We start from the raw sequence: 13,996 nt of genomic DNA on the forward strand, positions 1-13,996 counted from the left end.
CACTATCTATGAATTTCTGGAAGAAAATAGTTATCGGTGCATACGGCTATTTTTTCCCATGTTTTACGGTGAAAGTGCCTATTCGGCCGTGTTTTCATCGACATTTTGCGCTTCAGGCTGCTCATTTGGCTCTGGTGGCGCCTGTTCTTGCGGTGGGGTAACAGGGCGGGAAAACAACGGTGCTGCCGGCAAAGCGGGAGCGATGCCAGGCGCCTCGGCCGCCGGCATGCCTGACACCGCCGCGGCCGGGGTGGCTTGCCCTTGGGCGACGAGCATAAAGTGCCACTCCGAAAAATGGGCCTTGCCTTCGAAGCCCGCAAACCGGGCCTCGAAATTGCCAACTTTCAATGGCGCTGCCTTCGACAGGCTGTGTACGCCAATGATGCCGTTGCTGCCGGGCTGGTACAACAAGCCCCACTCGGCACGCCCCGTGATGGGATCGACAAACAGCTTGCGCAGATGCCGGCGCAACTGGGGCGTACGGGGATCGCGCAGCAAGGCGGCCAAGGTCGGCGGCTGTTGCGGCTGGCCCGGCGGCGTGGCGGCCGCATAACTGTAGAGGGCATCTGAAAACTGCGCGCCGATGTCGAGCAGTTCCTGCTCGGCCGCCTGGCGCTGCAGCAAGGAACCCATCTTCAGGCCAGCCGCCCCTGTCAGGCCCAGGATGGCCACCAGGATGATCAGGCCCAGGTAGGTAAAGCCGCGCTGGCGGCGCGCAGAACGAGGCATGGCCGCTACCAGTCGGCAAACGGCGTGCCGCTGCGGTCCTTGCCGGGCGCGCCGCTTTTCACGTCGTACACCTGGCCCGGCGTGTCGTCGGGCGGCGGCACGATCAGCCAGCTGCTGTCGCTGTCCGTGATGGGGTCGATGGGCATGGCGCGCAGGTATTTCTTTTCCACAAGTTGCTCCAGCGAATCGGGATAGCGCCCCGTATCGCCGTGGAACTGGTCGATGGTCGTGCGCAGGTTGCGCAAGTTGTCGGCCAATACGGTTTCCTTCGCCTTGTCGAGGCTGGGAAAGTACCGGGGCACGGCCAGGGTCAGCAGCAGCGCCACGATACCGAGCACCACCAGCAGTTCGATCAGGGTAAAGCCGCGCGCGCGGCGCAGGGCATTTTCAGCGGGCATGGTTCACCATAGACGGTAAGGCACGTTGTTCAAGCCGGTCTTGCCGGACGTGGAATACACATCGTACACATCGTCGCCCTCGCGCGGCTCGGCCGCTTCGCTGGCGTAGCTGCGCTTGCCCCAGGTCTGCGCATCGCTCAGGGCAGCATCCGCGTTGAACGGGTCGCGCGGCACGCGGCGCAAAAAGAACATCTTGCTGCGCTTCGGGTTGCGCTGGTCCGGCACGCCCTCGACCAGCAGTTCCAGGCTTTTCGGGTAGCCGCTAGCGTCGGTCGCGCGCAGGATGCGGCCCTCGTCGCCGGCCCGCTTATACGCGTCGAGCCCCTGGCGGATCTCGCGCAGCGCGCGCCGCAATTCCTGTTCCTGGCGCCGCTGCCCCGTCACCTGCGTGACGGGGATCACCAGGGTAGCCAGCACGCCCAGGATGGCCAGGGTCACCAGCAGCTCGATCAGGGTGAAGCCGCCCTGCGCGCGCGTCACGCTCATTTGGCGGGCGGCGGTACCACCGGCACCGGTTGGCTCGACGACAGGGGCAAGGGCGCCGCCTGCAGCGGCACGGGCTGGCCGGACGATATCGGCAGGGGCGATGCGGCCGGCTCGGGCGACGGCGCCACTTCCGGCGCGGGCACCGTCTGCGGCTGCGGCTGCAGCGGCGCCGGCAGCTGTCCGGGCGTCATCATCGGCTGCGGCGGTGCCGGCTGCATGCCGACGGCGGACGGACCGGAACGCACGATGACCGTGCCCGGCATCTGCGTGGGCGCCTTGGCCGCCATGTCGGGACGGCGGCGGAAGCTGCCTTCCGTACCGGCCGAGAATTCCGATTCCTTCGCTTCCGGACGCTGCACCGAGCGCACCAGGTGCGGTGTGATCGACAGCACGATTTCCGTCTTCTGGCTGTCGTCCTTGCTGCTGCCGAACAGGCGTCCCAGCACGGGGATGTCGCCCAGGCCCGGCACCTTGTTGCCCGAGCTGCGCTCCTCATTGTTGATCAGCCCCGCCAGCACCTGGTTTTCGCCATCCTTCAATTGCAGCATGGTCGAGGCCTGGCGCGTGCCGATCTGGTACAGGGTCGAGCCGCTGCGGGTGGTGGTGGCAGCCCCCAGGTTGCTCACTTCGAGCGAAATGCGGATGCCCACTTCATTGTTCAAATAGATGGTCGGCTCGGCGTTCACCGTCAGGCCCACGTCCAGGTAGCTGATCGACTCGGAAGCGAAGCCGCCCGTGCCCGGCGAAATCGTGGTGGTCACCACGGGCACCCTGTCGCCGATGACGAACTTCGCCTTTTCCCGGTTGCGCACGCGGATGCGCGGATTGGCCAGGATATTCGCGTCGCCATCCGTCTTCTTGGCATTCGCCGTCACGGACAGGTCGCTCACGCCGATGGTGCGCTGGTTCAGGTTATTCAAGTCGTTGATGGTCAGCCCCGCGCCGCCCGAGGTACTCAAAGGCGTCAGGGTCAGGCTCGACGGCCAGGCCACGCCCAGTTCCAGCAGGCGGCTGCGCTTGACCTCGAGGATTTCCAGCTCCAGCACCACTTCCGCTTCGGGCACGTCCTGCAGCGCGATCAGGCGCTCGGCCAGGCGGATCGCCTCGGGCGTGTCGCGCACGATGACGAGGTTGAGCTTTTCATCGGCCACCACGTCGCGCGTCTTCAAGATGGTCTTGAGCGTGTTGGCCACCTGCTTGGCGTCCGCGTTCGCCAGGAAGAAGGTTTTCACCAGCACTTCCTGGTATTCCTTCAATTTCGCCGCAACATTGGGATAGATCAAGATCGTGTTCGCATCCATCACCTGCTGCTCCAACTGGTTCGTCACCAGCAGGAAGTACACGGCCGACTCCACCGTGCTGTTTTTCAGGAAGATCGAGGTTTTCGCGTCCGCCTTGACGTCCTTGTCGAAGACGAAATTGAGTCCCGAGCGGCGCGCGATCAGCTCGAACACCTGTTTTAATGGCGCGTCGCGAAACTCGATGGTGATCGGCTGCTTGTACGATTTGGCCAGGCCCGATTCGACGATGGGCGGCGCCGTTTTTTCATCGACCTCGCGCAGCAGCGCGCGCGCGCCGGGGTGATTCGGCTGCTCGGTGAGGATGGCGTTCAGGCGCTGGCGCGCCGGATCGTATTGTTTTGCATCAAACGCCGTGCGTGCCTCAGACAGCAATTTCCCCTGGCGCTGCTCGCGTTCGAGCGCGCGCAAGCCGCTGCTGGCGCGCTCGTTCTGCGCATCGATTTCCAGCACGCCCAGGAAAGAGGCACGCGCCAGGTCGCCCTGCCCCGCCTGCGCCTGGCGTTCGGCCTGCTGCAAGCGGCTGCTGGTCGCCCGTTCGCGCGCCTGCAGATACGCGCTGCGGTACTGCGCGTTGCCGGGGTCTTGCTGCAGCGCTTCCTGCAGCTTTTGCAGACCGGCCGGGATTTGATCTTGCGCAATCAGCTCGCGCCCGTCGCGGTAAGCCTGCTGCCCTGCGCAGCCGGACAGCAGCACCAGCAGCGCCAGCAACGGCGCCGGTGAAAAGGAACGAGACATCACTCGAGTACTCCAATGTTGAGCTGCTGAACCTGGTTCAACGGCAGATAGGTGAGCGTCATGACGGGCGGCGCGATCGTCACGACCTTGTAGGCGCCATCGATGACGGTATTGGCGCGCACGATATACGTCTTGTCGGCGCGCGACAAAAACACTTCCCAGGCGCCGTCGGCGGCCGCCTTGCCCAGGTAGACGAAGGGCAGCGGCGGCGCCATCGGCGGTGGTGGCGGCGGTGGGGCGACGGCGACCACCTTCGGCGGCGGCGGATTCCAGTTCTGGCTCTGGAAGACGGCGCCGGCGCCGCCAAAGGTGTCGCCATCCTCGCCCGCCACTTCGCTGCGCGGCAGCAAGGCCAGGATGGCCGGCTGCGCGGCTGGCGGCCTGGCGGCCGCATGGCGCGCGGGCACAGGCGCGACGGTCCGCTCCACGGCTTCCGCCACGCTGGACACGGGCTGGCGCTCGCCGAACAGCAGCAAGGCGCCCGCGCCCAGCACGCCGGCCAGCATGAGCCAATGGCGCGGGGTCATGGTGTTTCTCCCGCAACGCCAGGCGTATCGGTCAGATAAAAGGTCAGGCGCAGGCGTGCTTCGAGCTGCGTATCGGCGATCTGCTCGCGGCGAAAACTCAATTCGTCGAGCGAGGCGAAGGGGACGGCGCGCAGCGCTTGCAGCGCGAACTGCCATACGGCCGCATAACTGCCCTTCAGCGGCAAGGTCACCTGCCAGGTGGCGACCCTGCTGGCCTTGTCGTAGCCGCTCTTGTATTCGCCCTGCGCCAGCAGCAAGCCGTTTTTCGCGGCCAGGTCGAACAGCTGCTTGACCTGCTGCTCCGCGTGGCGCTGCTGTCCCAGGGCGGCATAAAAGTGCGCCAGGTTCTCGCTGGCCGTCGCCGGCGGCGCCAAGGCCGCCACGGCCAGCGATGGCTGCGGCAAGGGCCGCGCTTCCAGCCGTGCCGCCACGGCGCGCTGCTGCCAGGCCCACGTCCAGGCGGCGATCCCCAGCGCCAGCAGAACCACGGCCAGGCAGGCGGGCGCACCCAGGCGGCGCAGCAGCAGTTGCGCGCGCAGGCGCAAGGTGTTGATGTCGATGGCCGTCATGGCGTACCCCAGCGCGCTTCGAGCTGGAAGCGCAAGGGCTTGTTCGGATCGAGCGCGTTGATTTCATGGCGCAGCAGCTGCACGCGGGAGCCGAACAGCTCCTGCTGCTTCAATTGCGCGATATAGGCCACCATGGCGTCGCTGCCGGTGGTTTCGGCCGTGATCTTCAGCACCCGCTTGCGCGCGTCCGGCTCCAGCGCCAGCAGCGCGATGGCGGGCGGCGTGGCGCTGGCCAGCGCATCCTGCAGGTCGCGCCACGGCAGGTTCAATTGCAGGATGGCCGCATTCACGGCCGCCGCCTGCGCGGGCGCGATCGGTACTCGCGGCACGGGCGCCGGTCCCTGCATGGCGGCCGCCACGCGCTGCTGCGCCAGCAGCCAGCGTGCCTCGCTTGCCTGCTGGCGCTGCAGCGCGGCGCTGCCGGCCCACGCTGCCGTGGCGATCAAAGCCACGCCCAGCGCGCCCGTGAACCAGGCCCACGCTGGCACGCGGTGCAGGCTGCGGCGCCAGCCGGGAGGCGCGAAATCGATATCGAGGCGCGTCATGCCACGCCTCCGCTGCGCGCCAGCCGGGCGGCCGGCGACAGGGCGCCTTCCCCGTCCGGCGTGGAAAAGATCTGGCAGTCGAACTCTTTCGCCTGCGTCAGCCATGCGGGCGGCGGCGCGCCGCACAGCTGCAGCAGCACCGGTGCGGGCACGCCTTGCAGCAGCGCTTCGCGCGCCAGCGTCTGCGCCAGCCAGTCCCTGCCGGCACCAGGCGGCACGGGCAGCGCGCGCACGGCGCACAGGCGGCCATCGTGCCGCACACCCAGGGTCAAGGCGTTCTCCTGCAACTGGCCGAACCAGGCACCCGGTTTCAAGGCGCCGTGCCAGCGGTTCCAGTGGCGCGCAAATTGCGGCGTAATGAAAATCAGCGCCAGCTTGCGTTCGGCAGCCACGCGCGTCAGCTGCGCCAGCAGCGCACGCGGCACGGCGCAGCAAAACGGCGCGCGCGCATCCCAGGCACTGCTGCTGTGCCACAGGCCGGGCGGATCGCCATACAGCGACTGGAAGCGCAGCGCGGCGGCGGCCTCGATATCGGCCAGGCGAGCGGCGCCCTGCGGCAGGTCCACCTGCCACAGGCGCGCCAGAGCATCGTCGAGCACCACGGACAGGGGCCAGCCCGCGTATTGCCCCGCCGGCAGCAGCCGCTCCAGCGCCTGGCCCAGGGCGGCAAAATCGCCATGCAGGCCATGAGCGGCGTCCGGCACATACGCGGCTTCGCCCAGCGGTGTCCAGGCGGGCGCGCGCCAGCGGCTGCTGCGCCACAGGCTCACCTTGCCCGCCGCCACGCCCAGGCGCAGCCCTATTCCGTAACCTCTACGCATGCAGGGTGACCCTCTTGATTTCCGCGATGGTGGTGGCGCCCCGCTTGACCAGTTCCAGCGCCGCCAGGCGCAGGCTGCGCGTGCCGTTCGCATACGCGGCCGCCTTGATCTGGCGGATCGGTTTTTTATCGACGATGAGTTCGCGGATTTCATCGGTCAGCACGAGAATCTCGGCAATCGAGCGGCGTCCCTTGTAGCCCGTGCCGCGGCAGTCGCCGCAGCCCTTGCCCTGCTTGAATTGATATGCATCAACGTCGGCGCGCGCCAGGCCCACGCTGGCCAGTTCACCGTCGTCCGGCGTGTAGCCGGTGGCGCAATGGGGGCAGTTGGTGCGGATCAGGCGCTGTGCCCAGATGCCGTTCAGGGCCGAAACAAACGCATACGGGTCGATGCCCATGTGCGTAAAACGGCCGAACACGTCGAACACATTATTCGCATGCACGGTGGTGAGCACCAGATGGCCCGTGAGGGCCGACTGCACGGCGATTTCCGCCGTCTCGCGGTCGCGGATCTCGCCCACCATGATTTTATCGGGGTCGTGGCGCAGGATCGAGCGCAAGCCCTTGGCAAAGGTCAGCCCCTTCTTTTCGTTGACGGGGATCTGCAGGATGCCTGGCAACTGGTATTCGACGGGGTCTTCGATGGTGATGATCTTTTCGCGCCCGTTGTGGATTTCCGTCAGCGCCGCATACAGGGTGGTCGTCTTGCCCGACCCCGTGGGGCCGGTGACGAGCAGCATGCCGTAGGCTTCCTGCGCCAGCGCGCGCAGGGCTTCCAGCGACGGCGCGTCAAAGCCCAGCGCCTCCAGGGTCAGGGCGCCGTAGGCCTCGATCATGGCGCGCTTGTCGAGGATGCGGATGACGGCGTCCTCGCCATGGATACTGGGCATGATGGAGACGCGCAAATCGATTTCGCGCCCGCCCGACTCGACGCGGAAGCTGCCGTCCTGCGGCACGCGGCGCTCGGCGATATCGAGTTCGGCCAGCACCTTCAGGCGCGAGATGATGTGCTCGGCCACCTCGATGCCGTTGACGGCCGTGGCATGATCGAGCACGCCGTCGACGCGGTACTTGACTGCCAGTCCGCCGGCCGTGCTTTCCAAGTGGATGTCCGAGGCGCCCGCCTTCAGCGCATCATACAAGGTCGAGTTGACCAGCTTGACGGCGGGGCTGGCCGCTTCCGAGACGCTGGCGAACGACAGCACGGCCGCCGTCTTGCCGTCGCGCCGCGCGTCGTTCGCCGCGCCGGGCAGCAGGTTGTCGACGGCGCGCGCCGATTCCTCCTGCTTCGACAGGTAGGCGCCGACGTCGGCCTGCAGCGCCAGGCGCACGTCCAACACGCCCTGCCCCGCGCGCGCGCTCAGCCAGGTTTGCAGGTCGAGGTCGAACGGGTCGGCAATCACGCCCACCAATTGGCCATCGGCGCCCCGCAGCAGCACGCTGTGGCGCGCCAGCGCCTGCGACAGGGGCAGCACATCGAAGGCGGGAGCATAGGCCAGCATGTCGGCCGTTTCCAGCACGTCGAGGCCGAACGGGCGCGCCAGTGCGCGCACCACGGCGCGCGCCTCGATGCCGCTCAGCTCCTGCAATTCCTCGACCAGGCTGCGCTTCGATTGCCGGCTCAGGATGCGCGCGCGCTGCAGCAGCGCAGGGTCGATGGCCACGGTGGATTCGGCTGCGGATGGCATCATGAAATATCGCCGGCAAGGTCAAAGATGGGCATGTACAGCAGGATCACGATGGCGCCCACGACCAGGCCGATGGCGGCCATCAGCAAGGGTTCGAAGGTGCGCGTAAAACGGTCGATCCAGCGGCTGATTTCGCCGTCATAGAAGGCCGCCGACTGCGTCAGCATGGGGCCCATGTCGCCCGTACGCTCGCCCACGCGCAGCATGCGCAGCGAAATCGGCGTCGTCAGCTGATATTGCTCAAACGCGGACGACAGGGGCTGGCCCGCCTCGATGGCCGCGCGCGCCTGCTGCAAGGATGCCTGCATGCCCGGCGAGACCATCGCTTGCACGGTGGAAATGGCTTGCACGATGGTAATGCCCCCTTCGGACAGCATGCCCAGGGTCAGGTACAGGCGCGACAGTTCATAGATGCGCACGCGCTCGCCGATGCCGGGCAGCTTCGCCAGCAGGCGCGCCACGCCGCCATGGCGCAGCACGCGCCGCACGGCAGTGAACACGACGCTGCCGGTGATAAGCAGTCCGAGCAACAGCAGCAGGCCGTGCTCGGTGACGAACTGGCCCCAGCTGAGCATCACTTGCGACATCCACGGCAGATTGCGCCCGGCGCCCTGGTAGACCTCGGCGAAACGGGGCACCACGTAGCTGATCAGGAAAGCGCTGACGCCGCCGCCCACGGCCAGCAAAATGGCGGGATAGATGGCGGCGCTGACGATCTTGCTGCGCACGGTATCGATGCGCTGCTGGTAGTCGATGTAGCGCGACAGGGCGCGCGGCAAGTCGCTCGTGCCCTCGGCCGCCTTGACGATGCCGATATACAAGGGGGGAAACAGTTCCGCCTGCTCTGCCAGCACGGCGGAAAAGCGCTTGCCTTCGCGCAAGCCTTCCAGCAGGCGCGTGAGCACGCTGCGCGTGGCTGGCGACGCTTCCTTTTCCAGCAAGGCTTCCAGCGCTTCGACGATGCCCAGGCCCGCTTGCAGCAGCGCCAGCAATTCCTGGCTGAACAGCAGCAGGGGCAAGGCCCGCGCGCGCTGGCGCCCGGCCGTGCTGAACGGCGTGGCGCGCAGGGGGCGGATGGCGCTGACGAACAGGCCGCGCGCCTCGGCCTGGCGACGCGCGTCCGCCTCGTCGCGGCCATCGATCACGCACGTCGTCAGGGTAGCAACGGCCTGGTCCGTGGAAAGCGCGCGTACTTCAAACTGCATGATGGCTTGTCCGTAGGAAAAAGAATGGCGCTGGCGCTATTGCGAGCTGATGTCGGCGTTTTCGCCGCTGCCGCCGGGCTGGCCATCCTTGCCCATCGAGACGATGTCGTACTCGCCCTTGCTGCCGGGCGCGCGGTATTGATAGGCATGGCCCCACGGATCGAGCGGCACGGCCTTTTTCAGGTAGGGACCATTCCAGCGCGTGCCGGCGGTGGGCGGCGCGGCCAGCAGCGCGGCCAGGCCCTCTTCCGTGGTCGGATAGCGTCCCACATCGAGGCGGTAGGTGTCGAGCGATTTTTCAAACGCCTCGATCTGCGCCTTGGCCACCGTCACTTCGGATTTGCCCAGCTGGGCGAAATACTTGGGGCCCACATAGGCCGCCAGCAAGCCGATGATCACGATGACCACCAGCAGTTCGAGCAAGGTAAAGCCGCGCGCCTGGCGCGTTGCCGCAAGATTCTGCCTGTGTGCTGCATGCATCCGGTAACTCCTTATTGCCTACCTTCAATACATTGCGTCGCTGCGCGCGGCGGATGGCCACGCACGGGCGACACGCGCTTGCCTGATGCTTATCAGCCTACCATGCCGGTTATGGTTAATACAATCTTTTCTTTGCACTGTGAACAACAAATTCCTGCGGAAACCATCCAGTGTGCGCGAAACCGCCACGGCGCCGCGCGCGCTTGACTGGCTAGTCAATTATTCAACTATTTTCAATGCGGAAACTATCTACTTTTGGTTGCCAAGTCATAGTAAATGATGAATTTTATTCATTCATTATTTGTAACTTTCAAATTAAATTTGAAAGAATATCAAACAATGAAATTGCCTCTTTTGCTATAGTAAAAGTCAATTTTCTACGCATTGGTCTTATCCGGCCGCGCAGGAAAGAGCATCCAAGACAGCATCCCAGACGCAAAAAATATTGCATCCTACATAATCACCAAGGGAAAATTCATGACTCGTATTGTGCATTCGAAGGCAACTGCCGCAGCAAGTCCTTTCTCGGCCAAGCAGTGGACTGGCGCCGCCATCCTGGCCCTGTCCGCCGCCTGGGCTCCCGCCGCCATCGCGGACGTGATCAACTTTGACAACCTCGACAGTCAGTTCGTCGGCCACGGCGACTCGCTGGAATTCGGCAAATTCCTGCTGACGGGTGCCTCGAATGCCGCCGGCGCCAGTTATGGCGACCTGGTCGGCGCCGTATTCGACGGCACGGACCCGGCCGCCTGCGGCATGGCGTGCCCGACCAACAATACGAGCAATTACTATGCCTCCCTCAACGACGGCATCGTCTACCTGGACCCGCTGAAGACGGGCGGCAGTGTCAGCCTGCAGGGCTTCGACGCCAGCTTCATCGGCTACGCCCAGGGCGTCACCTATCCGGCCGTCGCGGGCCTGCTGCGCGTGCAAGGCTTCTATGCGGACGGCTCTTCCCTATATGAAACGTACCAGCTGGGCGGCCCCATCGGCGGCAACTTCCAGTTCCAGCGCTACAACACCAGCGCCAATTTTGGCAGCCAGCAGTTCGCTTCGCTGGCCTTCTTCGGTTTCACTTGCAACACGGCCGGCAGCTGCAACGCCTTCAGCACCAACAAGGGCCAGTTTGCGCTCGACAACATCGTCGCCTCGGTACCGGAGCCATCGACCTACGCAATGATGCTGCTGGGCCTGGCAAGCATCGGTTTCGTGGCGCGCCGCCGCCGTCAAGCCTGATCTGCCCCTTCGATTCCCGCTACCGTTACCAGGAAAAACCACATGACATTCCGTCCCGCTTTACGCCCCATTTCGCTCGCCGTACTGAGCCTGTTTGCCAGCCTGAGCTTCCAGGCCCACGCCGACGACCTGCGCCGTCCCTACATCGTGCAGCTGAACGATAAACCGATCGCTTCCTACGCCGGTTCGGTGGAAGGCCTGGGCGCCACCCAGCCGGCCGCCGGCGGCCGCCTCGACCTGGCCAGCACGGAAGTGCAGCTGTACGGCGACTACCTCGAGCAGAAGCAGGCCCGGGTACAAGCCCTGGTCGCCGCCGCGCCCGTGCAATACCAGTACAAGATCGTCCTCAACGGTTTCTCCGCCCTGCTGACGGACGCCGAAGTGCGCCAGCTGCAAGCGAGCGGCGAGGTGGCCAGCATCGCCCCCGACGAGCCGCGCGCCCTGCAGACAAACTACACGCCCACCTTCCTGGGCCTGGACCAGCCGGGCGGCCTGTGGAGCCAGCTGGGCGGCAAGCAGCATGCGGGCGAAGACATCATCATCGGCATCGTCGATGGCGGCGTGTGGCCGGAAAACCTGTCGTATGCGGACAAGGTCGACGCCAACGGCGCCCCGACCTTCGATCCGAACGCCACCCTGGCATATGGCGCGCCGCCGGCCGCCTGGAAAGGCAGCTGCCAGACGGGCGAAGGCTTTACGCAAGACCACTGCAACAACAAGCTGCTCGGCGCGCAGTATTTCAACGCCGTGCGCCTGACCGAGACGGACAAGATCCAGCACTGGAGCGAATACACCTCGCCGCGCGATTCCATCGGCGACCCGAATGGCGAAGGCGGCCACGGCACGCATACCTCGTCCACCGCGGGCGGCAATGCGGGCGTGCCCGTCACCGTCAGCGGCACGCCGCTGGGCGCCATTTCCGGCGTGGCGCCGCGCGCCCGCCTGTCCGTCTACAAGGTGTGCTGGTCGTACAACCTGGCCACCCAGCCCACCGGCGCGAAAAACGGCTGCTACGGCGGCGACAGCGTGGCGGCGATCGAAAAAGCCGTGCGGGACGGCGTACACGTGATCAATTACTCGATCAGCGGCGGCGGCAGCGTCAACGATCCCGTCGAGCAAGCCTTCCTGCACGCGTCGAACGCGGGCGTCTTCGTTGCCGCGTCCGCCGGCAATGCGGGCCCGGCCAATACCGTGGCCCACGTCAGCCCGTGGATCACCACGGTGGCCGCCTCGACGCATAACCGCGCCAACCAGGCCACCGTGACCTTGGGCAATGGCGCCAAGTACACGGGCGCCTCGCTCAACTACAATCCGCTGCCCGCCACCACCCTGATCCGCGCCCAGGATGCGGGCTTGCCCGGCGCCGATGCGCAAAAACTGGCGCTGTGCTACCGCGCCGGCGACAACGGCGGCGTGGCCCTGCTGGATCCGGCCAAGGTGGCCGGCAAGGTCGTCAGCTGCCTGCGCGGCACCACGGCGCGTACCGACAAGGGCGTCGCCGTGCTCGAAGCGGGCGGCGCCGGCATGGTGCTGGTCGACACGGGCGTGGGCCTGGTGTCCGACCCGCACGTGCTGCCGGCCGTGCACGTGAGCGCCGCCGACGGCGCGCTGATCAACGCCCAGGCGCAAACGGGCGCGGCCACGGCGGCCATCTCGCGCTTCGTTACCAACGGCAACGGCCCTGCCGCCCCCGTGGTGGCCGACTTCTCGTCGCGCGGTCCGAACCTGTACGACGCCAACCTGCTCAAGCCGGACGTCACGGCGCCTGGCGTGGACATCCTGGCCGGCGGCACGCCTGCCCTGTCGCGCGCCCAGCGCGACGCCGTGCAGGATGGCAGCCTGGTGCCGCCGCAAGCCTACATCTTCCTGCAAGGCACCTCGATGGCCAGCCCGCACGTGGCCGGCCTGGCCGCCCTGCTGCGCCAGCAGCATCCGGACTGGAGCCCTGCCGCCATCAAATCGGCCCTGATGACAACCGGCAGCACCACCCTGCCCGACGTTCAGGCAGGCGACGCGCGCGGCATCCTGCCATGGGGCCAGGGCGCCGGCCACGTGACGCCGAACAAGGCGACCGATCCCGGCCTCGTGTATGACGCCAGCCTGGCCGACTACAAGAAATACATGTGCGGCGTCGGCATGACGGCCGAATGCGCGGGCGGCACCATTGCCGGCTACAACCTGAACGTGCCGTCGATCACCATCGGCAACGTGCTGGGCACGCAAACGGTGACGCGCCGCGTCACCAACGTGGGCAGCAGCAGCGCCACCTACACGGCCAGCGCCTCGGTCAGCGGCTACAGCGTGGCGGTTTCGCCTGCCACCCTGCTGCTCGCGCCCGGCGAAACCAAGTCCTTCACCGTGACCCTGACGCGCACCACGGCGCCGGACAATGCCTGGCAGTATGGCGCCCTCGTGTGGAGCGACGGCGTGCACACGGTACGCAGCCCCGTCACGGCCCGCTCGGGCCGCGCGGTGCAGTCGCCGGCGTTGCTGCAGGCGGACAAGGTCAGCGGCTTGCGTTCGCTGACCCTGTCCACCGGCTTTGCCGGCAAGGTGGGCGCGGCGACGGGCGGCCTGAAGGAAGTGGCGCGCAGCGAGCAAACCATCGGCCAGGCCGCGCCGGGCAGCGTCGACACGCTGGCGCAGATGGCTGCCGCGTGCAAGGCGGGCGGCAGCGGCGTGCGCGTGGTCAATGTCAGCATTCCAGCCAGCACGGTGGTGGCGCGTTTTGAAATCTTCGACCGCGACACGACCGAAGGCGCCGGCAATGACCTCGACCTGCTGCTGCTCAACAGCGCCGGCGCGACCGTCGCCACCTCGGCCACGGCCGGCTCGAACGAGTCCATCACCGTGACGACTCCGCCGGCAGGCAGCTACAAGGTGTGCGCGATCGGCTACGAAGTGGCAAATGGCGTGTCGACCAGCTTCGGCCTGTCGTCGGCCGTCGTCACGACAGCCGACAAGGGCGGCAACCTGAAAGCCACCCTGCCCAGCAAGGTGTACGTGGGCGGCAGCGCCACGGCCGGCGTCAGCTGGTCGGGCCTGGAAACGGGCAAGCGCTACCTGGGCGGCGTAGTCTTCCTTGATGGCAACAATGCGGCCGCGTCCACCACCGTGCTGTCGGTGGAGACCAACAACCCGTTGCCGCTGGCCGTCCCCAGCCAGCGCAACGTGAGAGCGGACGCCAAGCTGTAACGGCATCGCTCCAGGCAGTAACACAACGCGCCCTGCGGGGCGCGTTTTTTATGCGCGACGCGCGTACAATCGGCGCATAGGC

Annotated in this window: 13 protein-coding genes; 2 read left to right on the forward strand and 11 right to left on the reverse strand. The window is 66.4% G+C overall.

Going from position 1 to position 13,996, the window contains the following annotated elements:
* Positions 1 to 78: 78 nt before the first annotated feature.
* Genes AC1RJW_RS12495 through gspG form a run of 11 tightly spaced genes read right to left on the reverse strand, consistent with a single transcriptional unit; the run spans position 79 to position 9,483 of the window.
* A complete protein-coding gene (locus AC1RJW_RS12495; protein ID WP_493045202.1) occupies positions 79 to 729 on the reverse strand; it encodes a type II secretion system protein in 651 nt (216 codons plus the stop codon).
* A 5-nt stretch (positions 730 to 734) separates the two neighbouring features.
* A complete protein-coding gene (locus AC1RJW_RS12500) occupies positions 735 to 1,127 on the reverse strand; it encodes a type II secretion system protein (RefSeq protein ID WP_493045203.1) in 393 nt (130 codons plus the stop codon).
* Between the two features lie 3 nt (positions 1,128 to 1,130).
* Positions 1,131 to 1,613: a type II secretion system protein gene (locus tag AC1RJW_RS12505; RefSeq protein ID WP_493045204.1), complete on the reverse strand. Its 483-nt coding sequence runs from the start codon at positions 1,611 to 1,613 to the stop codon at positions 1,131 to 1,133.
* The gene (locus AC1RJW_RS12510; RefSeq protein WP_493045580.1) at positions 1,610 to 3,649 is read right to left on the reverse strand and encodes a secretin GspD/PilQ domain-containing protein; all 2,040 of its coding nucleotides are present in this window, start codon (positions 3,647 to 3,649) and stop codon (positions 1,610 to 1,612) included. The genes AC1RJW_RS12505 and AC1RJW_RS12510 overlap by 4 nt, the downstream gene beginning before the upstream one ends.
* Positions 3,649 to 4,176 carry a hypothetical protein gene (locus AC1RJW_RS12515; protein ID WP_493045205.1) on the reverse strand — a complete coding sequence of 176 codons (528 nt, stop codon included), beginning with the start codon at positions 4,174 to 4,176 and terminating at the stop codon, positions 3,649 to 3,651. The genes AC1RJW_RS12510 and AC1RJW_RS12515 overlap by 1 nt, the downstream gene beginning before the upstream one ends.
* Positions 4,173 to 4,745 (reverse strand): hypothetical protein, encoded by a 573-nt coding sequence (locus AC1RJW_RS12520; protein ID WP_493045206.1) that lies wholly within the window; start codon positions 4,743 to 4,745, stop codon positions 4,173 to 4,175. The genes AC1RJW_RS12515 and AC1RJW_RS12520 overlap by 4 nt, the downstream gene beginning before the upstream one ends.
* Positions 4,742 to 5,290: a ubiquitin family protein gene (locus AC1RJW_RS12525; RefSeq protein WP_493045207.1), complete on the reverse strand. Its 549-nt coding sequence runs from the start codon at positions 5,288 to 5,290 to the stop codon at positions 4,742 to 4,744. The genes AC1RJW_RS12520 and AC1RJW_RS12525 overlap by 4 nt, the downstream gene beginning before the upstream one ends.
* Complete coding sequence (locus AC1RJW_RS12530; protein ID WP_493045208.1) at positions 5,287 to 6,111, reverse strand: hypothetical protein; 825 nt, start codon at positions 6,109 to 6,111, stop codon at positions 5,287 to 5,289. The genes AC1RJW_RS12525 and AC1RJW_RS12530 overlap by 4 nt, the downstream gene beginning before the upstream one ends.
* Positions 6,104 to 7,801, reverse strand: a complete 1,698-nt coding sequence (locus AC1RJW_RS12535) for a GspE/PulE family protein (RefSeq protein ID WP_493045209.1) — start codon at positions 7,799 to 7,801, stop codon at positions 6,104 to 6,106. The genes AC1RJW_RS12530 and AC1RJW_RS12535 overlap by 8 nt, the downstream gene beginning before the upstream one ends.
* Positions 7,798 to 9,003 carry a type II secretion system F family protein gene (locus AC1RJW_RS12540; RefSeq protein ID WP_493045210.1) on the reverse strand — a complete coding sequence of 402 codons (1,206 nt, stop codon included), beginning with the start codon at positions 9,001 to 9,003 and terminating at the stop codon, positions 7,798 to 7,800. Before AC1RJW_RS12540 ends, AC1RJW_RS12535 begins: the two co-directional genes overlap by 4 nt.
* Positions 9,004 to 9,039: 36 nt before the next feature.
* Entirely contained in the window at positions 9,040 to 9,483 is a 444-nt protein-coding gene (gene gspG, locus AC1RJW_RS12545) for a type II secretion system major pseudopilin GspG (RefSeq protein WP_475415177.1), read from the reverse strand.
* 477 nt (positions 9,484 to 9,960) lie between these two features.
* Between gspG and AC1RJW_RS12550 the strand changes: the two genes are divergently transcribed.
* Both AC1RJW_RS12550 and AC1RJW_RS12555 read left to right on the forward strand, forming a co-directional pair.
* The gene (locus AC1RJW_RS12550) at positions 9,961 to 10,719 is read left to right on the forward strand and encodes an NF038120 family PEP-CTERM protein (RefSeq protein WP_493045212.1); all 759 of its coding nucleotides are present in this window, start codon (positions 9,961 to 9,963) and stop codon (positions 10,717 to 10,719) included.
* Between the two features lie 42 nt (positions 10,720 to 10,761).
* Positions 10,762 to 13,914 (forward strand): S8 family peptidase, encoded by a 3,153-nt coding sequence (locus tag AC1RJW_RS12555; protein WP_493045213.1) that lies wholly within the window; start codon positions 10,762 to 10,764, stop codon positions 13,912 to 13,914.
* Positions 13,915 to 13,996 lie beyond the last annotated feature (82 nt).

This window comes from Janthinobacterium sp. GW822-FHT07A03, from assembly GCF_058798815.1.